Annotated in this window: 21 protein-coding genes; all 21 read right to left on the bottom strand. The window is 37.6% G+C overall.

Going from position 1 to position 21094, the window contains the following annotated elements:
- Positions 1–115: 115 nt before the first annotated feature.
- Positions 116–1417, bottom strand: a complete 1302-nt coding sequence (locus tag FJQ98_RS02720) for a sensor histidine kinase (protein ID WP_201406615.1) — start codon at positions 1415–1417, stop codon at positions 116–118.
- Positions 1418–1787: 370 nt separating this feature from the next.
- Positions 1788–2993, bottom strand: a complete 1206-nt coding sequence (locus tag FJQ98_RS02715) for an ABC transporter permease (protein ID WP_053597419.1) — start codon at positions 2991–2993, stop codon at positions 1788–1790.
- The gene (locus FJQ98_RS02710; RefSeq protein WP_053597418.1) at positions 2980–3882 is read right to left on the bottom strand and encodes an ABC transporter ATP-binding protein; all 903 of its coding nucleotides are present in this window, start codon (positions 3880–3882) and stop codon (positions 2980–2982) included. The genes FJQ98_RS02715 and FJQ98_RS02710 overlap by 14 nt, the downstream gene beginning before the upstream one ends.
- Positions 3883–3995: 113 nt before the next feature.
- Positions 3996–4577 (bottom strand): glycosidase, encoded by a 582-nt coding sequence (locus tag FJQ98_RS02705; protein WP_241774670.1) that lies wholly within the window; start codon positions 4575–4577, stop codon positions 3996–3998.
- Between the two features lie 407 nt (positions 4578–4984).
- The gene (ybaK, locus tag FJQ98_RS02700) at positions 4985–5479 is read right to left on the bottom strand and encodes a Cys-tRNA(Pro) deacylase (RefSeq protein ID WP_053597416.1); all 495 of its coding nucleotides are present in this window, start codon (positions 5477–5479) and stop codon (positions 4985–4987) included.
- A 24-nt stretch (positions 5480–5503) separates the two neighbouring features.
- Positions 5504–6268: a hypothetical protein gene (locus FJQ98_RS02695; protein WP_053597415.1), complete on the bottom strand. Its 765-nt coding sequence runs from the start codon at positions 6266–6268 to the stop codon at positions 5504–5506.
- Between the two features lie 330 nt (positions 6269–6598).
- Positions 6599–7162, bottom strand: a complete 564-nt coding sequence (locus tag FJQ98_RS02690; RefSeq protein WP_053597414.1) for a VanZ family protein — start codon at positions 7160–7162, stop codon at positions 6599–6601.
- A gap of 477 nt (positions 7163–7639) precedes the next feature.
- The gene (locus tag FJQ98_RS02685; RefSeq protein WP_053597413.1) at positions 7640–9178 is read right to left on the bottom strand and encodes an acyl-CoA carboxylase subunit beta; all 1539 of its coding nucleotides are present in this window, start codon (positions 9176–9178) and stop codon (positions 7640–7642) included.
- Between the two features lie 27 nt (positions 9179–9205).
- Positions 9206–9364 carry a hypothetical protein gene (locus tag FJQ98_RS02680; RefSeq protein ID WP_158003116.1) on the bottom strand — a complete coding sequence of 53 codons (159 nt, stop codon included), beginning with the start codon at positions 9362–9364 and terminating at the stop codon, positions 9206–9208.
- A gap of 261 nt (positions 9365–9625) precedes the next feature.
- Positions 9626–10408, bottom strand: coding sequence for an enoyl-CoA hydratase (locus FJQ98_RS02675; RefSeq protein ID WP_053597412.1), 783 nt, complete (start codon positions 10406–10408; stop codon positions 9626–9628).
- The gene (locus FJQ98_RS02670; protein WP_053597411.1) at positions 10405–11322 is read right to left on the bottom strand and encodes a hydroxymethylglutaryl-CoA lyase; all 918 of its coding nucleotides are present in this window, start codon (positions 11320–11322) and stop codon (positions 10405–10407) included. The genes FJQ98_RS02675 and FJQ98_RS02670 overlap by 4 nt, the downstream gene beginning before the upstream one ends.
- Positions 11323–11334: 12 nt before the next feature.
- Positions 11335–11547 (bottom strand): acetyl-CoA carboxylase biotin carboxyl carrier protein subunit, encoded by a 213-nt coding sequence (locus FJQ98_RS02665; RefSeq protein WP_031418413.1) that lies wholly within the window; start codon positions 11545–11547, stop codon positions 11335–11337.
- A gap of 32 nt (positions 11548–11579) precedes the next feature.
- Complete coding sequence (locus FJQ98_RS02660; RefSeq protein ID WP_053597410.1) at positions 11580–11795, bottom strand: hypothetical protein; 216 nt, start codon at positions 11793–11795, stop codon at positions 11580–11582.
- 144 nt (positions 11796–11939) lie between these two features.
- The gene (locus tag FJQ98_RS02655; RefSeq protein WP_053597409.1) at positions 11940–13298 is read right to left on the bottom strand and encodes an acetyl-CoA carboxylase biotin carboxylase subunit; all 1359 of its coding nucleotides are present in this window, start codon (positions 13296–13298) and stop codon (positions 11940–11942) included.
- A gap of 16 nt (positions 13299–13314) precedes the next feature.
- Positions 13315–14949 (bottom strand): AMP-binding protein, encoded by a 1635-nt coding sequence (locus FJQ98_RS02650; protein ID WP_053597408.1) that lies wholly within the window; start codon positions 14947–14949, stop codon positions 13315–13317.
- Between the two features lie 33 nt (positions 14950–14982).
- A complete protein-coding gene (locus FJQ98_RS02645) occupies positions 14983–16125 on the bottom strand; it encodes an acyl-CoA dehydrogenase (protein WP_053597407.1) in 1143 nt (380 codons plus the stop codon).
- Positions 16126–16336: 211 nt separating this feature from the next.
- Positions 16337–16987 carry a TetR/AcrR family transcriptional regulator gene (locus FJQ98_RS02640; protein WP_053597421.1) on the bottom strand — a complete coding sequence of 217 codons (651 nt, stop codon included), beginning with the start codon at positions 16985–16987 and terminating at the stop codon, positions 16337–16339.
- Between the two features lie 580 nt (positions 16988–17567).
- Positions 17568–17663: a putative holin-like toxin gene (locus FJQ98_RS26510; protein WP_220443508.1), complete on the bottom strand. Its 96-nt coding sequence runs from the start codon at positions 17661–17663 to the stop codon at positions 17568–17570.
- A gap of 250 nt (positions 17664–17913) precedes the next feature.
- Entirely contained in the window at positions 17914–18966 is a 1053-nt protein-coding gene (locus tag FJQ98_RS02635; protein WP_053597406.1) for a YkvI family membrane protein, read from the bottom strand.
- A gap of 174 nt (positions 18967–19140) precedes the next feature.
- Entirely contained in the window at positions 19141–20247 is a 1107-nt protein-coding gene (gene menC / locus FJQ98_RS02630) for an o-succinylbenzoate synthase (protein WP_053597405.1), read from the bottom strand.
- A gap of 1 nt (position 20248) precedes the next feature.
- Positions 20249–21061: a GNAT family N-acetyltransferase gene (locus FJQ98_RS02625; protein ID WP_053597404.1), complete on the bottom strand. Its 813-nt coding sequence runs from the start codon at positions 21059–21061 to the stop codon at positions 20249–20251.
- Positions 21062–21094: the final 33 nt, after the last annotated feature.

The following is a 21094-nucleotide window of genomic DNA, read 5'->3' as shown; positions in this document are numbered from 1 at the left end:
TTGGTAGTCCAATATAATCAAAAAACTCCCAAAACTATACCATATCACTCTCCACAGTTCCAATAAATACTGCTACACTAAGCATCACAAAAAATTTTAAAATATTTTATTTTATCTACTCCTTTTGAAACTCAACTTCTTGAATAAAATAAGGGGGACTAATTTTCGTGTTCAAATTGACGTTATGTAAATCATTTGTTATTTGACGTAAATTAGCTAAGCCTAGACCTCGATTTTCTCCCTTTGTTGAAAAGCCTTCTTGATAAATTTCATGCACCTTAATAGATATTTTCTTATCAAATGTGTTACTCACAACTAATAAGACAATCTCGTCCATGCGGATAAACGCCATGCGGACTTCGCCATTTTCAACCCCTCGTGCAGCTTCAATTGCATTATCTAGTAAAATTCCAACCATACGATTTAAAAGAACTGGGTCTACATCAATATCTGTAACTTCCTCAACAATTTCAATGTAAAACGGTACATGATGTGATTGGGCTTGTAAAATTTTTGTAGTTACTAACCCTTTTAAACTATTTATTTTTAAGTTGTTTAGCATCATCATCGCTTGTTGATTTAGCTGTTCATGATGATTCGCTTCTAAAATATGATCATAGAAATATGTATGTAGACCTTCATAGTTTTTATCATCAATAAATGTCCGTAATGTAGATAAAATATTAATGTAGTCATGTTTGAATTTGCGCATATCCTGGTTAATTTGTTCAATAGATGCAACATATGATTCGAAGTTTTTCATTTCTTGTTCACGTTGCTTTATTTTATATTGTTTAAATGCTAAATATAGAACGACAAATAGACTAATTGAAAGTAATAGAAAATAAATTAAGAACATCGCTAAATTTTTTTGAACACTTTCATAGAAATTGTCATGGTCAATTGCCATGATATTGATGTACATAAAGATGACTGTAGCAATACCAAGGAATACCGAAATATACGAAACGAAGTTATAGAATACCAAGCGACTGATCAAATATTTCACAATTTTTTTGTAACAAAAAGCAAATATTAGACCAAATACTATAAAAAAAAAGAAATAACTAATTAATGATAGGTACTCATTTCCTATCCCATTAAACAAACGGAAAGTCAATATATTAGAAATATTATCGCCGATTACTAAAAAAATCAGCGCCATAAACACATGAAGAATGTTCATAACAACTTTTGTTTCTCGATAAATCATGATGGCTAATACTGATAAATAATATAAGATGGATATCGGTCCAAAAAAAGGGGTTATTATAAAGGTTGGTAAAAATATAACAAATAAAATGATTAAAAATTGTTTTTTGGACCAATATAAGTCTAGTACATATGTGGCAAAGAATAATAACATTGAAAACTGAACAATGGCCATTAGTATAAATTCAATCGTTAGCACGTCCATTCCGCACTTCCTTTAATAAATTTTTACTCATAACCATTATATATTAAAATTCTGTATTATCCATTTCTTCTATCAATTCGTTTTCACCCTACCATCCTGCAAGTATCTCCATATAAAAATGCATCCATTAAGTCCACCTAGTAGTTTCCATTTACTAACCTAGTAGAGTGCTATTACATACAAAAATTGCCCATAACCTGCAATTGTGGCTACGGGCTGTTCGCTATTTTGTATCTAAAAGTTCAATATCTTGAGTAAAAACATTTTTTGCCCCGTCCTTCTCTTTATGTTCTGGATTAAAATTTGCCAAAAAGCCGGAGTTCTTTTTGATTACAAAAGGACTTGCTATTTTGTTCTTATTATCGCAGGATTATCTGTTAGACTGAATTAATTGTTTAAATGTTAAGCTATCTGATTTTAAAACGCCTTTTGGATAGATTCTCGCTGCCATTGCTGCAAATAAAGCAATAAACGAAATCATGACTAATAGCGAAACAGCAATTTCGACTGGTGAAATCGTGTTATAAACAATACGGATTATTACACTCATTGGCGCTGTAAATGGAATGTAAGAAGTTATATTCGTAATCGTTCCTTCTGGAGAATCCACTACAAAGAGCATTTCCACTGCTAAACTCGCCATTAATAAAATCATAATTGGCAGCGATGCACTTGCTAAATCATCCGGGCGGCTTACCATGGATCCGAAAATCGCATACAAAGTTGCATAGATAAAGTATCCAATGATAAAGAAAATAAGAATATACGCTGCTGTTCCCCATGTAATAGTTTCCATTACAGTTTGTACTAACGAGCCTTCAGGAACTTCAAAAATACCTACGTTTGCCCATAATAAAAGGGCACCCATAAAAATAAATAATTGTGTTAAACTAGCTAAACCAATGCCTAAAATTTTCCCGTACATCATAGGGACTGGTGCAACTTTTGTAATCATGACTTCCATAACACGTGAAGATTTTTCAGATGCAATCGCTGTTGCAACGTTGTTACCGTATATTGAAATAGAAAAGAACATAATAGATATTAAACCGTAAATAATAAACAACGCATTTGGTTCTGTTTCATATAATGATTGAACGTTGCTTTGTAGTGGTGTATTCAATTCTTGAAGGACACCCATGTCAATCGATTGTGTAGCAACAATTGACGCTACTTTCTTTTCTTTAATATAAGATTCTAACGGAAGTAGCACTTCATTGTTTACTTTCGGCATATAGATATTCAATTGCATTAAATTCGTTTGATCTTCTAATACAAAGAATCCAGTTAATTCATCTGCTTTAATATCTTCTTTTAGATCTTCTATATTCGCATCGTCTACTATTGTCCAGCTTCCGGCTAACTCTGTTAATTCTTTTTCAGATAGTTTTAAAGATGTTTGATTAACAATTTTATAAGTTTCATCCGTACTGTCAGTATTAAAGACTTTCATAATTGATGGTGAGGCAAAGAGTAGCAAACTCAATGCTACTAAGCCAATCGTCATATATAAATAGGCTTTTGTTTTAACAGCCTCTTTGAAAACGGTGTTAAATACAATACTAAAATTTCGCATTTACGTCATCTCCTGTCCGTTCAATAAAGATTTCATGTAAACTTGGTTCTTTTAATGCAACTCCTTGCAGCTCAAATTTCTCATCAATCTCCTGAATAGTTTGATAAAATCTCTCGCTTCGTGGAATGCGTAATTTATAACGATTGTTTTCTTGTGTAAATGTATATTGTTTATGATCTAAGTAATCTTTAATATTATTTGTCGTTTCTAATTCTAAATAACGATAATCATAAGATTTTTTCACAGCTGATAATTGATCTGACACAATTAAATTCCCATCTTTTAAAATACAAATTTGGTTACAAAACGATTCAACTTGGTCCATTTGATGACTACAGAAAATAATTGTTTTCTTTTTAGCAATCAATTCTTTTACAACGTTTTTTAACATATCCGCATTAACAGGGTCTAATCCGCTGAAAGGTTCATCTAAAATAATAAACTCTGGATCATGTATAATCGCTGTAATTAATTGTACTTTTTGCTGATTTCCTTTAGATAATTGTTCGGTGCGCTTCTTTGCTGCATATGAGATTTCAAGTTTTTCCAACCATTTTATGGCCTCTCTTTTAGCTTCTTTTTTATCCATTCCTTCTAACATACCAAAATAAATAATTTGATCTAAAACGTTCATTTTCGCATAAAGACCACGCTCTTCTGGTAGATAGCCAATTTTTAAGTTTTTCTTAGAAAAAGGTTTTCCTCTCCATAAAATTTGTCCACTATCTTTTGGAATTAGCTCCAGCATCATTCGAATAGTAGTTGTTTTTCCAGCACCGTTTCGACCTAGCATGCCTAAGATTTGCCCTTCTTCTAATCGAATTGAAATATTGTTTACTGCTTTTTTATTACCAAAGCTTTTATTTAAATTTTCTATTTTAAATGTCATAAAGCACCTCTCCTAATTAACCATTTTTATGATAGCAATAACAACGATGCCAATAATTAATCCACCTAAAAGACCTAAAACTTTTTTCATATTATTTTTCCTCCTTCGCATGTTCAATTTGTAATTATTTTCTGTTCAAATGCTTTAACAATAGATTCTATATAATTTGGTACTTTAAAATAAGTATTAATTCGATATAGTGACTGATCTATTTCTTCAGCCGATAGCTCTTGTGAACGTTGGATAAACTCAAATGAGTGTCCTATTGCTAATTCTTTTAGAATCACTTTATCCATCTCTTTTAAAGAGACATCTGGTACATCAGGTACATTACTTTTAAAGGATTCCAGCAATATTAAAAATTCCTCTAGACTTGTATTTTTAGTAACACTAGACCACCGTTCTTCATCTTTTAGGTGATGGTAAACCTCACCCATCCTTGAATCCACAAGTAACATGATGTCTATTTCTGGACTCTTTAATTTCTTCAAACTATCAATTATCATCGTAAAATGTTGATTTGTTGTTTCGATTACTACAATATCAAGGCATCGTTCTTTAATTTTTTTCAGCAATGTTTGATTAAATATAGGCGCTTGAATTTGATAAGTATCTACTTGCCAAGTTGAACGCCTATCACGAATAGCTATTTGTAAAGCTTCAATAAATAAAGTAGACATTGAAACAATTAACACTTTCAAAACATCCCCTCCTTTCCGTCTGAAAATTACCTTAACTACACTATACTTTTGTTTTTCTTTTTATTGTTTAAGTGCTCTTCAAAACTAATTAATCGTTCATTTATTGTTCTTTTTTTATAAAAAATTACGTTCATGCAATCATGAACGTATTCTTTCTTGATTAAAGGAGATCCCATCAAAAAAATTGCGTATTTACAATGTAAAGGAAAAGCATTCAAATCAATCTAGACTGAGTGGATTCACGGGCTTCTTCCTCTTAGCTGAGCAATTTCCCGAGCTACCTGAACAGTTTGCCAAGCTACCTATGCGTTTCTTTCCACATTGCCAAGCGGATTAACCATAAACCAAGCAATCTTTTTCTACTGCCATTACTTAAAAACCCAAAAAAAACTACCCAGATATCATTCTTGGGTAGTGGTAATTGGTGCAAGCTTTGCTTTAGTCACAGCGACTAAATCATCTAGTTGCATATGGATTTGCATGCCGATTTTTCCGGCACTCACAATAATACTTCCTTGCTCTTGAGCCGACGCATCAATAACCGTCGGATAAAGCTTTTTCATGCCGACTGGAGAGCATCCGCCTCGTACATAACCTGTATAGCCTAGTAACTCCTTGACAGGAAGCATGTCGATTTTTTTCTCTCCAACGACCTTGGCAGCAGCTTTTAAATTAAGCTCTTCTGCTACAGGAATTACAAATACAAAAAGCTTTTGCGCACTCGCTTTTGCTACTAATGTTTTGAAAACTCGAGAAACCGGATGACCAATTTTTTCAGCAACCGAAATTCCGTCTACTTGGCCGTCACCAGTTTCATACTCAATTACTTCGAATTGTATTTTTTGTTGCTCCAACAATCTTATAGCATTCGTCTTTGCATGCTTTGCCTTCGTCATGTTTAAAATCTCCCATCTGCAGCATTAGGCTATCATGGAGAACATAGAATCATTTCCTTGTCGATAGCCGTCGTCCGCCATTTGAATATGAGTGGCATATTTTTCAGAAGCATATTTAAATGTTCGCGCCTTATAGGCCTCCTCATACCGCTTACCGAAAATTGTATCTGCAAATGGATCCATTTTCAATTCCTTCGAAAAACGTTCTGGTACTTTGACTTCAATACCTTCACGTACAAAAGCTGGCTCACTGTCATCTAATTCACTTGGATCTACCTCTTGGCCATTTAGTTGCAATTGCATGTGCTGTATTTGAGCATTAGCACTTGCCGCTACACGTAAATCCTGTGGTGATGGCTGTGCCGGTTCTAGCGCTGCATTTCGCACCTGCTCTAGAATTTGTAGCGTCTCCTTAGCATTCGCATCAACTACTGTAGGCACTTCTTCATCTAAATGCTCTAGCTGTAAATAGGAAGTTGTTTCAAGAGCATCAGGCTTTTGCATTTGCTCATGAGCAAGCACATTCTTTTTCGTTTGCTGCAAATCTTGAATGATTGCTTGCTGTTGGGGCGTGACTTCTTTGGATTCCTCTTTTTGTTGCTCATAGAGTTCTTGATCTGTATGTCCTAAAAGTAAATTTTCTAGCTCAAGCAATACTGGATTTTTCTTTGGCAGAAAATACTGTGCGTTTTTTCGATATGCATCACCTGCTTGTTTTCGCTGTAAAATCTTTTTACGATTATAGTGTGATGACATTCTTTCTTGTTCTATTAAACTTGATAGTTTCATATGAATTCACCTCGGCTTTCTAACTTAATATGCAAGTTAAATAATAGATATGATCAATACCTTCTATTTAACTATACCTATGTCATCTAAACAGTTTCTGTACACTAATTATCGGAATTTTCTTGATTAAATTCAAGAGCAAATTAATACTAACCTCCTAAAGGAATAATCCACTTTTAACGAAATAGGTATAAAGACCTCCGATAAAATCCATTTTTCTATTCATTTACTATTTCAATATTTAATTTCAATAAATTTTATTACCGTTATCACTTTATAAATAGTGTTAATTTACCCCTAAAAAAAACAGCCCCTTGGCAAGGACTGTTTCTATCTATTTCGTTTAGGTTTAATAAGTATGCTTTTATAGGCTAAGTAGCCAAGCCATGCGCCAAGTGTATTTAAAATCAAATCATCAATATCTGCCGACCCAACCGTAAAAATAAATTGTATAGATTCTACCGCTAGGCTGGAGAAAAAGCCTACACAAATAACTACCCACGCTTTACGAAACTTTTTTGATAACAGTGGTAGTAAAAAGCCCATTGGGGTAAATATTAATAAATTGCCGAGTAGATTTATAATAATGATATCCAAATTAAAATACTGAGAGTAATTTATATAACGAAGAATCGTATCAAAGGGAACAAAATTTGTAGTTAATCGCCAATCACTATAATCAAACAGCCCTAATTCACCAAGAGAGTATTCGCCCTTGAATAAAATAATGACTACATTCACTAGACGATCAATGACCAGCTTATAAAAAGCTATAACAGAATAGATACAAAAAAATATCCAGCCTGTTATTTTTATTGGTAAATAATATGTATCAATCATTGAACGATATGGTAATGGTAGCTTGGCATTACTTTCTATATTATTTTTTGACATGCCTGAACCACCTGCTTCCTAGTATCATTCTCATATTTTAATATGCCCTCCCTCTCCCACGCAAGGGCTATTAATAAAGTAAAACTACATGTGTGTTAATTTACCATTTTTATCCACCTCGATTAATTTTGAAGGCTCTGATTTCCGCTGCGGGCGAGCGTCGAGCCGCTGGTGTCGCTGCCGCTACGTTAGCACTCACGCTTTCGCACAGAAAACATTCGCTCCTTGCAGGGTCTCTTCTGTCTCGCTTTCCCGCGGGAAGCTTTGCTCTGCGACGAAAGCGAAGCGACAGGAGCACTCGAGTAGCCCTACGCTACAATCAGTTAAAAACGGAAATATATTTGCCAAAATATAAAAAAATCCTTTTATCACTCAATAATAAACCTATATTTTCCTAATCAACACGCTTGGTAAAACTAGTTTATATATAAAAAAAGCTGCCTCAAGTATAACTGAGACAGCGTTATTATCAAAACTTTATACTGGATTTACTCCATGCTTACGTTCTGAGAATAATAAGTACTTTGACATATAGAGCTCTAAACGTGATTCAAGTGCTTTTCTTAAATCATTTGGCTCAATAACATCATCAATGATAAGCTCTGAAGCTAGACGATAGACATCGATTTCCTCTTGATATTCCTTGCGTTTTTCTGCAATAAAGCTTGCCTGCTCCTCTTTTGGGAGTTCAGCAATTTTATTGGCATAAACCGCATTCACCGCAGCTTCAGGGCCCATTACTGCAATTTGTGCGTTGGATAACGCAATACAGCAGTCTGGCTCAAAAGCAGGACCTGCCATTGCATATAATCCTGCACCATATGCCTTACGAACAATGACTGTTAATTTAGGAACGGTCGCCTCGCTCATTGCAAAAATCATCTTTGCACCATGGCGTATAATCCCAGCTTTTTCAACCTGCGTACCAATCATAAAGCCTGGTACATCGGCAAGGAAAAGAAGCGGTATATTAAACGCATCACATAGTGAAATGAACTTTGCTGCTTTATCAGCTGAATCGTGGAATAAAACGCCCCCCTTTACGCGAGGTTGATTGGCGATAATTCCAATAGATTGCCCATTAATACGTCCAAGCCCTGTAATTAATTCTGGAGCAAATAATTTTTTCACTTCACAAAACGAACCTTCATCAATAATGCGGTCAATTAACTTATACATATCAAATGGAACGTTTTGATTTGTTGGTATTAGTTCCTCAATGGACTTATCAAATGAAGCTGGTGGCTTTGGTGCCTCAACCTTACTGCGCTCTGCATAGTTGTTCGGGAAATAGCCTAAATATTTACGAGCATACGCGATTGCTTCTTGCTCCGTTTTAGCGAGCACATCTCCACAACCAGAAACGGAACAGTGCATTTTCGCTCCACCCATTGTTTCCAAATCTACCTTCTCACCGATAACCATTTCCGCCATACGTGGAGACCCTAAATACATCGATGCATTGCCCTCTACCATTACTACGATATCGCAGAATGCAGGGATATATGCACCTCCTGCTGCAGAAGGTCCAAACAATAAGCATATTTGAGGGATTTTACCTGAAAGCTTTACCTGATTATAGAAAATGCGCCCTGCTCCTCTTCGACCAGGAAACATTTCTAATTGATCTGTAATACGTGCACCTGCTGAATCGACTAGATAAAGTAAAGGGCAATTTAGTTTTTCTGCTGTTTCTTGAATACGAATCATTTTTTCTACTGTACGTTTACCCCAAGAACCAGCTTTAATCGTCGAATCGTTTGCTAAAACACAAACGGTACGGCCATGAATTTTACCGATTCCTGTGACAACGCCATCTGCTGGTAAGTCACCAGCTAAACAGTTCGCATACAAGCCATCCTCTGATTGCAGCCCATCATCTAATAATAATTCGAGTCGTTCGCGTACAAATAGTTTTCCTTGCTGTGCATTTTTATCGTGATATTTTGGAAGACCACCTGCTAAAATTTGTTCCTTCATTGTTTTCGTCGTTTTTTCTGTCGATACATTGCTCATAGTTAATTCCTCCTTTTGCCCAATCGGTTACGTCTTAGCATAAATAATTAATAATACACCTAGATTTCGGTTCATCATCATAACGTGGGGTTGATTTCCGTTCCAGCTGGGCGCTTTGTTGCTGTCGCTTCGCTTTCGCACAGATAAAACATTTGCTGCCGCTACGTTAGCACTACGCTTTCGCACAGAAAACATCCGCTTCGCTGCAAGGTCTCGGGCCAACAGATGTTTTTTGCGCGAAAGCGAAGCGGCAGCAGCACTGATGTTGGCACGAAGGCGTTATCACAGGATGTGATGGTTTTAGCCTTCGTTCCTCTATTGCTGATCCCCAAGGAGTCTCCCAACCTCCACTCCAATCAACTTATATACATGGCATACTTTTTAAAAATGTCATCCCCGACTTTTGATGATGTGGTAAAACCATTCAAAATCCTTCATCAGAGCCATTTATTTCCCTACGTATTGCGGTGTTCGCTTTTCCTGAAAAGCAAGTAAGCCCTCTAAACGATCTTCTGTAGGAATCAGAGCATTATATGCTAGTGATTCGATTTTTAAACCAGTAGCTAAATCTACTTCAACACCTTGATTCATAGCGATTTTTGCCTGTATTAAAGAAAGCGGGGCATTTTTGGCCATTTCAAGCGCAAGCTGCTGAGCCTTTTCAAGCACTTCAGGTCCTTCATAAACATACTCTACAATGCCGTAGCTTCTTGCTTCTTCTGCATTTAATCGACGTGCTGTATAAATCAATTCCTTCGCTTTTCCAATGCCAATTAGTCGTGGAAGTCGCTGTGTTCCCCCAGCCCCTGGAATAATACCGAGAGATGTTTCCGTAAGGCCTAGCTTTGCATGTGCAGCTGCAAAACGTAAATCACAGGCTAACGCTAGCTCGAGTCCACCACCAAAAGCAACACCATTTAATACGGCAATAACTGGTTGAGCGAGTGCTTCTACTTTTGCCACTGTTGCACCGATTAATTGCACTATCTGCTTTACTTGTCGATCTGGCATCCCTTTACGCTCTTTTAAATCTGCTCCAGCGCAAAAAGCCTTTTCCCCTGCTCCTGTTAGTAAGACAACTCGCACTGCAGGATCACCATTTATTTTGTCGAATGTCATACTAAGTTCTTGGAGTAATTGTACAGACATTGCATTCGCAGCTTCAGCTCTTGAAAGTGTAATAAGCCCAATGCAATCATCTAATAATTCAAAACGAACGAGTTGCGTCATAATTGACTCGTACTCCTTTCATTACGGGCAATCGCCATTTGCTTAGATACAACTGCCTTCCCTAGTTTTTGTTCAATAAATAGCGCCGCCTCTAGCACTTTATTCAGTTCAACACCTGTTTTAATACCCATTTCATCTAATAAATACAATAAATCTTCCGTGGCTACATTGCCTGATGCTCCCTTGGCATATGGACAGCCTCCGAGTCCACCAAGTGCACTATCAAACTTGGTAATTCCCATTTCTAAGGATTTCACGATATTTGCTAGTGCTGTGCCACGTGTATCATGAAAATGCATCGCGAAATTTTCTGCAGGATATCTTTTTAGTAATTCTTCTAAAAGACTTTCCACCTGTGTCGGTACACTAACACCAATCGTGTCACCAAGTGAAATTTCATCGACACCCATTTCGAATAATTTTTCTGTTACTCGCAAAACCTTTTCTGGTTGTATGTAGCCTTCATACGGGCAACCAATTACTGTTGAAATATAACCACGAACGTTTTTATGTGCTGCTTTTGCCCCCACAACTACTTCCTCTAATATCGGAAATGTTTCATTAATCGTTTTATTAATATTGCTTTGATTATGGCTTTCACTTGCCGACATAAAAACGCTCACTTCATCTACTTCAGCCTGCAATGCACGTTCTAAGCCACGCATATTCGGTACTAATGCTGCATACGTTATATCTTTTTGGCGTTTAATAGCTTGAAGTACCTCTACAGCATCTGCCAGCTGTGGAATCCACTTCGGATGCACAAACGATGTTACTTCGATATATTTCAATCCAGTTTGACTAAGTAAATTCACTAGCTGTACTTTATCGGCAGTTGCAAGATGCATTTTCTCATTTTGCAAACCGTCACGAGGACCTACTTCCTTTAACGTTACATGCTTTGGTAGCTGCATAAAGAAGCCTCCTTATTCGATTTCTAAAATATCATCATCAACGTTAATGAAATCCCCTTCGTTCGCAATGATTTTTGTGACCACACCATCTTCTTCTGCTGCAATAGGAATCTCCATTTTCATCGACTCTAAAATTGCCACATCTTGTCCTGCTGTCACTTTCTCGCCCTCTGCTACAACGATTTTCCATACTGTTCCTGCCATGCTCGCTTTAACTGTTGCCATTGTAAATCCCTCCAAATATTTAATAACTGGGCTCATCGCCATAACGTGTGGTTGATTTCCGTTCCGACTAGGCGCTTTGCCGCTGACGCTTCGCTTTCGCGCAGAGCAGAGCTTCCTGGGGGCGTCCGATGAGCCGCTTCACTCGCGTTGCTCGCTCCAGGGTCTCGGGCCAACATGATGTTGGTCACGAAGGCGTTATCACAGGATGTGATGCTCTTAGCCTTTGTTCCCCTATCGCTAATCCCCAAGGAGTCGCCTAGCCTCCACTACAATCAGCTAATATACAGGGCATGTATTTTAAAAAATGTCATCCACAAATTTTGGTGATGGTCCAGTAACTGGGCTGTCCTAAATATTCTCACAAACAGAAGTTATATGGACAGCCCCAGTCTTTATTTCGTCTCTGCTAATTGAGGTAGATAATAGTCATCCACAAATTTAGTTGTTGTATAGCCCTTTAAAAATTGTTCATGCGTGACTGTTTTTAACAGCATAGGAATATTTGTTTGAATTCCTTCTACTTTATACGCTTTAAGTGCTTCGATAAGTCTTTCACACGCAGTTGCTCTTGTTTCTCCCCACACGACTAATTTGCTAATCATCGGATCATAAAAAGGTGTTACCGTAGTACCTGCCTCTACTCCACATTCATGGCGAATCCCTTCACCTGTAGGTAATTCAAAAGCCGTGATTGTGCCTGGAGAAGGGAAAAATGTCGAAGGATTTTCAGCATAGATGCGTACTTCAATCGCGTGCCCTTTTCTTTGGATGCTATCGCGAGTAAATGCTAATGATTGTTTTGCAGCAATCTTTAATTGCTCCTCTACAAGATCCAGCTTTGTAATTTCTTCAGTCACCGGATGCTCCACCTGTAGACGAGTATTCATCTCCAAGAAATAAAAGTTTTGCTCTGCATCTACTAAATACTCAATCGTTCCAGCATTCACATAGCCAATATGCTGAACTGCCTTGACTGACGCATCAAGCATACTTTTTCTTGTTTCATCAGAAATGAAAGGAGACGGCGCTTCCTCCACTACTTTTTGATTTCTGCGTTGAATCGAGCACTCACGTTCAAATAGTGGTACAACATTGCCATCATGATCCGCAATAATTTGTACCTCGACGTGATGAGGATTCGCAATAAATCGTTCCATATACATCGTGCCATCACCAAAGAATGACTGTGCCCGCTTTTGATTCCCCTCAAAGGCTTTTGCTAATTCCTCTGCATTGTCAACGAGCTGCATCCCGATACCTCCACCACCAGCAGAGGCCTTTAACATAATGGGATAGCCTAGACGGGAAGCAATTTCAATAGCTTCTGTTACATCTTTTACCGGTGCCTCAACACCTTCAACAATCGGTACACCTGCTGCTTTCATTGTTTTCCGAGCTTCTAATTTACTGCCCATCGAAGCAATAACATCCGCGCTCGGCCCAATAAACACTAAACCGGCCTCTGTACAACGTTTAGCAAACTCAGCGTTTTCTGATAATAAGCCATAGCCTGGATGAATAGCGTCAGCACCGCTGTCCTTCGCCACTTCAAGAATACGATCAATATTTAAATAGCTTTGTGCAACAGGTGGTTTTCCGATACAGAACGCCTCATCAGCATCCTTAACATGTAAGCTTTCAGCATCTGCCTCGGAATACACCGCAACTGTTTGAACATTTAGTCGTTTGCATGTTCTTATAACACGCCTTGCTATCTCTCCACGGTTTGCAATTAAAACCTTCTTGAACATAACACTGGCCCCCTTCTTACTTCACTGTTGCACCAAAACTCTCTCGTAATCTATACTTTTGAACTTTTCCTGATGCAGTCATCGGATAGTCGTCGATAAAGAAAATATGTCGTGGAATTTTATGTCTGGAGATTTTATCCCGACAATAATCCCGAACCTCTTCCTCTGTTGCCTGCTCTCCTTCTCGCAAAATGATCCAAGCTGCCGCTTCCTCTCCATAAACAGGATCAGGAACACCTGCAACTTGCACATCTGCAATTTTTGGGTGTGTATAAAGGAATTCTTCAATCTCTCGAGGAGATACATTTTCACCACCACGAATAATCATATCTTTTAAACGCCCAGTTACACGTACATAGCCCGCCTCATCCATCGTTGCCAAATCCCCGGTATGCAGCCAGCTAGACTCATCAATTGCAAGCAGCGTTTCTTCTGGGTTTTTATAGTAACCTTTCATAACGTGGTAGCCTCTCGTACATAGCTCACCTTGCTCATTCGGCGCAGCTTCTTCATTTGTACCAGGAATGACAATTTTAACTTCTAAATTTGGCAATGCGCGGCCAACTGTTTCAACCTTTAACGATAGCGGGTCATCTGTTCTCGTTTGTGTAATAACAGGTGAGGATTCTGTTTGCCCATAACAGATCGTAATATCCCTCATACCCATTTTCTCGATAACAGCCTTCATCACCTCCATAGGACAGTTAGAGCCAGCCATTACTCCGGTACGCAATGTCGATAGGTCAAAAGACGAAAAATTCGGTAAATTAAGTTCGCTAATGAACATCGTTGGTACGCCATGTAGCGCGGTACATCTTTCTTTTTCAACCGTTTTTAGCACCTCAGTAGGTGAAAATTCCTGCACGGGTACCATCGTCCCGCCACTAGTAGTAATCGCTAATGTTCCAATCACACAGCCAAAGCAGTGGAAGAATGGCACAGGGATACACAAGCGATCTTCAGAAGTTAAATGCATACATTCTGCAATATTAATCGCATTATTTACTAAGTTATAATGCGTTAACATAACACCTTTTGGAAAACCTGTTGTTCCCGAAGTATATTGAATATTAATAACATCATCATAATGAAGTGCTTGCTGTCTTTGATCTAATTGTTCCTCTGTTACTTGCTCAGCAGCAGATAACACATCAGACCAGTTAAGTACTCCGGGATATTTTGTCTCGCCAATTAAAATAACATTTTTCAATAAAGGTAGTCGCTTTGATTGCAAATTACCTGGTTCACAATGATCAAGCTCTGGACATAACTCTTGCAGTGTATTCATAAAAGAATGGTCTCGATAATTTTCAATTAAAATAATCGTTTTTGCATCAGATTGCTTCAATAAATATTCCAACTCACTTGAACGATAATTAGTATTTACAGTAACGATAGGAGCACCCATTTTACCTGTGCCAAATTGCAACTGTACCCATTCAGGGACATTAGTCGTCCATACTGCAATATGATCACCCTTCTCTATTCCAAGAGCCATCAACCCTCTAGCCACTAAGCGACTTTGCTGATTGAGCTCCTCATAGGTCATACGTAAATTCCTGTCTGCATACACTAATGCTTCACGCTGTGGATACTTTTCAGATTGTTTATCTAGCAATTGACCAATAGTTTGATACACAAGTTCTGCCATGAAAATCCCCCTTATTTATGCTATTTAATATGATTAACAGCCAATTAGACGAGAAATAACGAGACGTTGAATTTCAGATGTTCCCTCACCGATTTCCATTAACTTAATGTCACGTAGATGACGCTCTACGTCGTATTCTTTCATATATCCTGAACCGCCGTGAATTTGAATGGCTTGATTACAAGTGCGGAAGCCCATTTCAGAAGCAAATAATTTTGCCATTGCCGCTTCCTTCCCGAATGGTTTCTTTTGATCTTTAAGCCATGCCGCCTTATGTACTAACGTACGCGCAAGCTCTATTTCCATTGCCATATCGGCTAATTTAAATTGTATAGCCTGAAGTTTTGATATGGGTGCACCAAATTGTTCACGTTCTTTTGCGTATTTTAATGCTTTCTCATAAGCAGCTTGTGCAATTCCTACAGATAATGCAGCAATGGAAATACGTCCTCCATCTAAAGTGTTTAAAAATTGACTAAATCCGCGTTTTTCATCTCCTAAAAGATTAGCTCTTGGTACACGAACATTTTGCAAAACAATCTCACACGTATTAGAGCCACGTACGCCCATTTTGTCGTAATTGCAGTTGATGGTTACGCCAGGAGTATTGGTTGGTACAATGATAGATGAGATAATTTTTTTACCATCTTCACGTTTACCTGTCACTGCTGTCACAATAATTTGACGTGCATAGCCAGCATTTGTGATCCAACATTTTTCACCATTAATGATGTAATCATCACCATCAATTACGGCTGTTGTTAGTGTCCCACCAGCATCTGAACCTGCATTAGGCTCTGTTAAGCCAAATGAACCTAACGTTTCACCCTTCGCTAACGGAACAAGCCATTCCTGCTTTTGCTCCTCTGTGCCGAAGTTGTAAATAGGCGAAGCACCTAAGCTAACTGCTGCTGCATAGCTTAATCCTGTGCCACCACACGCACGGCCGATTTCTTCAACAGCAAGCGCGTAGGAAACCGTATCTCCGCCTGAACCACCATATTCCTCAGGAAATGGGATACCCAATAAGCCTAGCTCTGCCATTTTTTGAAAGCTCTCTATTCTCATTGTCGATGTCTCGTCAACCTCCCGAGCATACGGTTTAATTTCTTTTTCAGCAAAATCACGCACCATGTCTCGAATCATCGCTTGCTCTTTCGTTAGTTCAAAGTTCATCCCTAGTCCCCCTAATTTTTAATTTGCCATAGCAGATTTCGTTCAGACGACAGTTGCACACAAAAATCAATTTCGCCTTGGCGTAATTGCGTCCGGATTTTGAATTGTGCCAGCACAATTCATTCCTTTCAAAATCCGTGACATCCACCGGAGGCTTTATCTTCATTCAGTGGTAACTGAATGAAGATGAATACCGACTAGTCGGTTTGTTTTAAAAATTAATAAAACCAGTCTCTGCTGCTGGCTTCCCCTTTACCATAAATTGAACTGCTTCTTCCATTGCTTGTTCAGTGACAATCGCACGCAATACCATATCCGTAAATACCTCTGTAATTTCCTCCATTGTCAATGGACCTGTTTGTTTAAACCATTTGTATGTCCAGTTGATCATCCCAACAATAGCCATCGTTACAATAGTACAAGGTAGTTCTGTACGAAAATCCTTTGTTTGCTGGCCTTCCTCTATGACTTTTTGTAAAATATCCCGATATTGGTCTCGTTTATTATGAATAATTTCACTATATTCCTCTGGCAATGAACGACTTTCCTCATAAAAAACAGTAATATGTGCTTGATACATATCAAATACTTGTGTCAGCGTTTGTAGCATTGCACATAAACGAGTAATCGGTGTATCGTATTTGTCATATGCCTCCTGTGACCGTTTAATAACATAAGAAATAAATACATCATGAATTTCATACAATAGTTCATCTTTCGATTTAAAATTATGATAAAATCCACCCTTTGATGCACCAATATATTCGACAATGCGATCAACAGTTACATTGTGATAGCCATCTTGCTGAAATAGCACTACGGAAGCGTCAACAATGCGTTGTTTTAACGTTTTCTTTACCATAGGCATCTATCATCCTTCTTATAACTCTTTACTCCATCACTCCTTATAATTAGAAAAAGTTTTGGGCCATCCCATCTCTTGGTGATGAAACCTGATTTTTCTTAAATTATAAAAAAACTATGACACCATTAATATAGCATTCACAAAAATTGGTGTCTAGCAATAAAGTAGAATTAAAATACCTTTTGTGAGAATTTACATAACTTAAAGCAGAAAATAAAAACACCCTCGAATGTTTAATAGATACATTTACTGTATGATTGATCGTTTAATTTCATCACTACTATCATTCAAAAATTTTCGTTTGCACTGCGTATATTTTCTATAGATTTCTTTTTAGGATTTATGTATGCACCGAAACCGGTGGTAAAGGTGAAAACGGGGACAGTAGTGAGAAATTCATGTTAAATGGAATTGTTATGATATGATATGATATGATATAATATAAATAAGAAAAAACCGAATGGTGCTGATAACACCAAACGGTCTAAGTAACAAAACAAACGCTTCAAGAGCGATTGGCACAAAATTATAGAGTAAAAAGCACCCTACCCTATGGCCTAGGTTTGAAAGGGTGCTTTTACTTTTTTTGCGAAAAAGTAAAGGATAAAGCTAAGACAGCTACGATTAAAGTGCCAAGACCAATAGCTATGCTTAATGCTTCGAATATTGACATTAGCAATCCCTCCTTCCTCTCCGTTAACACTAGTAAATAAAATTACTAATGAGGAGTAAATAGAGAAGACTGCCAATCACCCTTAAAAACCTTTATTTTGTTATCCTCTAATTATACCATTCCTTCTATTAGAATTATAGATTGTCTACCAACTACAAGTCATTACTAGCCCTTATAACTACTAGATTTATAAATTTTTTTATTAATGTTCTTTTTAATCATTCATAATAATGACGGATATCGGTTATCCCTATGCAGTTGCCGTTATTTTACGTAGCCACGAGATGATAATCGCAATGATTAATGCAAAGCCTAAATACCCCATTGTTGAATATACTTTTCCAACCAATGTCGTAAACCCTACTAAACTTGCAGCAAAGCCTATTAAACCAATGACCACAATGCCTATTTTAAAATATTGATGATCAGGCGCTATAAAACGTACTGTAAATGCATAAAGCATTCCTACAGCTGTATTGTACATCATGCCTAATAAAGCAATGGACATTAAGACACCCACTGCAGGATGAATTTGTTTTGCTAGCTCTAATGTTGGCATTGCTACCCCACCAACAACGTCCATTTTAACAAACAAAGCAATATTAATAAGTATTATTAGAACACCAAGCATTAAACCGCCAAGAAAACCGCCTAAACCGGCAACCTTGCGCTCTTTTACTGTTCCACCCATAACAATTAACATCGCAGTACCAGCAGCTATGTTATAAGAAACATAGAGCAGTGCCCCCATTATCCAATTTGAAGCTGCAGATGTTTGTTCTTTCGCTAAAGCATTCTGTTCTGCAATTGTTAAGTCCATTGTGAAAATGGAGTAAATTAATATAATAAAAACGATTGCCATTAAATATGGTGTCACTAAAGCTATTATATTAATAATATTTTTTACATTTAATAGCAATGTTAAAATCGTCATGATTACCATAAAAATACTGCCAATCATCGGGCTTATTCCAAACATTTGCTCAAATGTTGACCCCGATCCAGCAAACATAACAACGGCAACACCAAATAAGAAAAACGTAATGACTATATCTAATAAAACCCCTACATAACGCCCACCAATTTGATATATAACCTCTTTATGTGATGTCGTTTGTGTGTCTGCTCCTAATTGCGCTAGACTCATCCCTAAAAATGCAAATGCGATTGTTGCGACAATTCCTCCTGCAATACCGTAAAGACCAAAGCTCGTAAAGTATTGCATAATTTCTTGTCCTGATGCAAAGCCAGCTCCAACGATTAATCCTACAAATGCGCCACCTATCTGCCAACTTTTTTTCATAGAACACCTACTTATCTATTTATATGAGCAAACTCATCAACTCTACTTCACCCTAGTGGCAGGCGGTTGCTTCTCCGTTGGAGTGACCGCCTTCTACTTCATGTACTAATCATCAATTTCTTGTCATTTTGTATGAAACAAGATCAATATTGAATTAATACTACTCAACCCGCATTATTTATATGTTTTCTGTGCTACTGTAAATGAATCGACCGTCTCTCTATTTACTTCATAGCCGATACCTGCCTTTTGAGGTACTTCAATATAGCCATCCTTCACCACTACTTCAGGATCAATGATATCCTTTTCCCAATAACGGCTTGAGCCTGCTGTATCTCCAGGTAAAATAAAATTCGATAATGTAGTTAATGCCACATTATGTGCACGACCAATACCAGACTCCAACATGCCTCCACACCAAACTGGAATATTATTTACTTCACAATAATCATGTATTTTCTTTGCTTCCGTTAAGCCACCAACTCGTCCGATTTTAATGTTAATAATTTTAGTGCTACCTAACTCAACAGCTTTACGTGTATCCTCTAATGAATGGATACTTTCGTCCAAGCAAATTGGCGTATCGATTAATTTTTGCAATGCTGCATGGTCAATAATGTCGTCTGACGCTAATGGTTGCTCAATCATTGTTAAATGAAAAGCATCCAGTTGCTTGAGCGTTTCGGCATCTGTAAGACGATAAGCTGAGTTCGCATCCGCCATAAACGCCACATCAGGGAACGTTTCACGTAATGTACGCATTACTTCTACATCCCAACCCGGCTTGATTTTAATTTTCATTCGTTTATAGCCCTCTTTAACAAAACCATCTACTAACGCTACTAAGTCCTCGATTGATTTTTGGATACCGATACTGATACCTACTTCAATTTTGTCCTTTTTGCCACCGAGTGCAGCTGCGAGTGATTGATTTGTCTGTTGGGCATAAATATCCCAAATAGCACCTTCAATCGTTGATTTCGCCATATTATTTTTGCGAATTGGTTGAAATAGCTCATTCACTTCATCTGGATGATGAATCTCTTTATTTAATATAAGAGGAATTAAGAAATCTTCTAGCATATGCCAATTCGTTTGAAGCGTTTCCTCGTTGTACCATGGAGAGTGGAACGCAACAGATTCTCCCCAACCAATAGTTCCTGATTCATCCTTTGCCTCTAAAACTAAAAAATCTTTATCATCAAATGTGCCAAAGCTAGTCGTAAATGGTTCTTTTAATTTCATCTTTACATGTCGAATTGTAATTTCTGTAATTTTCATATTAGTTTGCTCCTCCCAGACCTAAAGTTTCTAATTTTGCTAGAACATACTCGTTGTAATTTTCTCGCTGCTGCAATTGAACTGCCGCATAACCTTGTGCAAATAATCGTTGTAATATATGTCGCGTTTTGAAACGCCAGTCCAACGCTAATGCCGGATCTTGCGCCTTCAATACTTGAAAATCCTTTGGTACAGGCAATGTATAGAAATCCTCATTATATTTTAAATTTTCCGTCAATTCTAAGCGTGGAAAACCTTGCTCATTTAGTACATAGCTTGCCACTGGTATGACATTCGTTGCATCTATTGAAACCTTCTTGCCTACGTAATTAGAAGTTATATGCCAGCTCACCTCAAAACGATCTGAAGGCAGTCCCTTATTTAAGCCATCCTGCATTTCACCGTAGCAATTTTCTATATACGTATAACAAATACCATTTAATTTGGACAGATTTAGAAAACCATTACGCGTTTCAAGCGGATCAAAGGTCCACACCATTAAATCATAGCCTCGCTCAATAGCAATTGCTTGCTGGGCATATTTTAATTTTTCGCCTATTCCTTGAGAGCGGTAATTCTCATCTATCCCCAACATATGGGAGCATAAATAGCTTTTACCCTCTCGAAAACCCGAAAAGCCATAGCTAAAACCAACTAATTGATCACCATCATAGGCACCGACAACAACACCTCCATTTTTCACAGCTGTTAAAGTTTGATGAATTGGTATAGGAGGCATGCCCCAGACGTTATATTCCAATTGTTGAACTTGCTCAAGCTGTTCGATTGTCTTTATTTCCCTTACGTCAATCATTGCTATCACTTCTTTCTGTTCTTTATTCCGTAT

The sequence above is a fragment of the Lysinibacillus agricola genome (genome assembly GCF_016638705.1).
GTDB classification, from domain to species: Bacteria; Bacillota; Bacilli; order Bacillales_A; family Planococcaceae; genus Lysinibacillus; species Lysinibacillus agricola.
The sequence above is the reverse complement of the archived record's forward strand: the minus strand, read 5'-3'. Positions and strand labels throughout refer to the sequence as shown.

What these genes read in the sequence shown, in the direction of transcription:
- FJQ98_RS02665 (WP_031418413.1), bottom strand. Translation starts at nt 11,547, where the DNA reads ATGGCAACAGTTAAAGCGAGCATGGCAGGAACAGTATGGAAAATCGTT.
- FJQ98_RS02670 (WP_053597411.1), bottom strand. Translation starts at nt 11,322, where the DNA reads ATGCAGCTACCAAAGCATGTAACGTTAAAGGAAGTAGGTCCTCGTGAC.
- FJQ98_RS02690 (WP_053597414.1), bottom strand. Translation starts at nt 7,162, where the DNA reads ATGTCAAAAAATAATATAGAAAGTAATGCCAAGCTACCATTACCATAT.
- FJQ98_RS02635 (WP_053597406.1), bottom strand. Translation starts at nt 18,966, where the DNA reads ATGAAAAAAAGTTGGCAGATAGGTGGCGCATTTGTAGGATTAATCGTT.
- FJQ98_RS02655 (WP_053597409.1), bottom strand. Translation starts at nt 13,298, where the DNA reads ATGTTCAAGAAGGTTTTAATTGCAAACCGTGGAGAGATAGCAAGGCGT.
- FJQ98_RS02625 (WP_053597404.1), bottom strand. Translation starts at nt 21,061, where the DNA reads ATGATTGACGTAAGGGAAATAAAGACAATCGAACAGCTTGAGCAAGTT.
- FJQ98_RS02710 (WP_053597418.1), bottom strand. Translation starts at nt 3,882, where the DNA reads ATGACATTTAAAATAGAAAATTTAAATAAAAGCTTTGGTAATAAAAAA.
- FJQ98_RS02650 (WP_053597408.1), bottom strand. Translation starts at nt 14,949, where the DNA reads ATGGCAGAACTTGTGTATCAAACTATTGGTCAATTGCTAGATAAACAA.
- ybaK (WP_053597416.1), bottom strand. Translation starts at nt 5,479, where the DNA reads ATGACGAAGGCAAAGCATGCAAAGACGAATGCTATAAGATTGTTGGAG.
- FJQ98_RS02720 (WP_201406615.1), bottom strand. Translation starts at nt 1,417, where the DNA reads ATGGACGTGCTAACGATTGAATTTATACTAATGGCCATTGTTCAGTTT.
- menC (WP_053597405.1), bottom strand. Translation starts at nt 20,247, where the DNA reads ATGAAAATTACAGAAATTACAATTCGACATGTAAAGATGAAATTAAAA.
- FJQ98_RS02695 (WP_053597415.1), bottom strand. Translation starts at nt 6,268, where the DNA reads ATGAAACTATCAAGTTTAATAGAACAAGAAAGAATGTCATCACACTAT.
- FJQ98_RS02685 (WP_053597413.1), bottom strand. Translation starts at nt 9,178, where the DNA reads ATGAGCAATGTATCGACAGAAAAAACGACGAAAACAATGAAGGAACAA.
- FJQ98_RS02675 (WP_053597412.1), bottom strand. Translation starts at nt 10,408, where the DNA reads ATGACGCAACTCGTTCGTTTTGAATTATTAGATGATTGCATTGGGCTT.
- FJQ98_RS02715 (WP_053597419.1), bottom strand. Translation starts at nt 2,993, where the DNA reads ATGCGAAATTTTAGTATTGTATTTAACACCGTTTTCAAAGAGGCTGTT.
- FJQ98_RS26510 (WP_220443508.1), bottom strand. Translation starts at nt 17,663, where the DNA reads ATGTCAATATTCGAAGCATTAAGCATAGCTATTGGTCTTGGCACTTTA.
- FJQ98_RS02640 (WP_053597421.1), bottom strand. Translation starts at nt 16,987, where the DNA reads ATGGTAAAGAAAACGTTAAAACAACGCATTGTTGACGCTTCCGTAGTG.
- FJQ98_RS02645 (WP_053597407.1), bottom strand. Translation starts at nt 16,125, where the DNA reads ATGAACTTTGAACTAACGAAAGAGCAAGCGATGATTCGAGACATGGTG.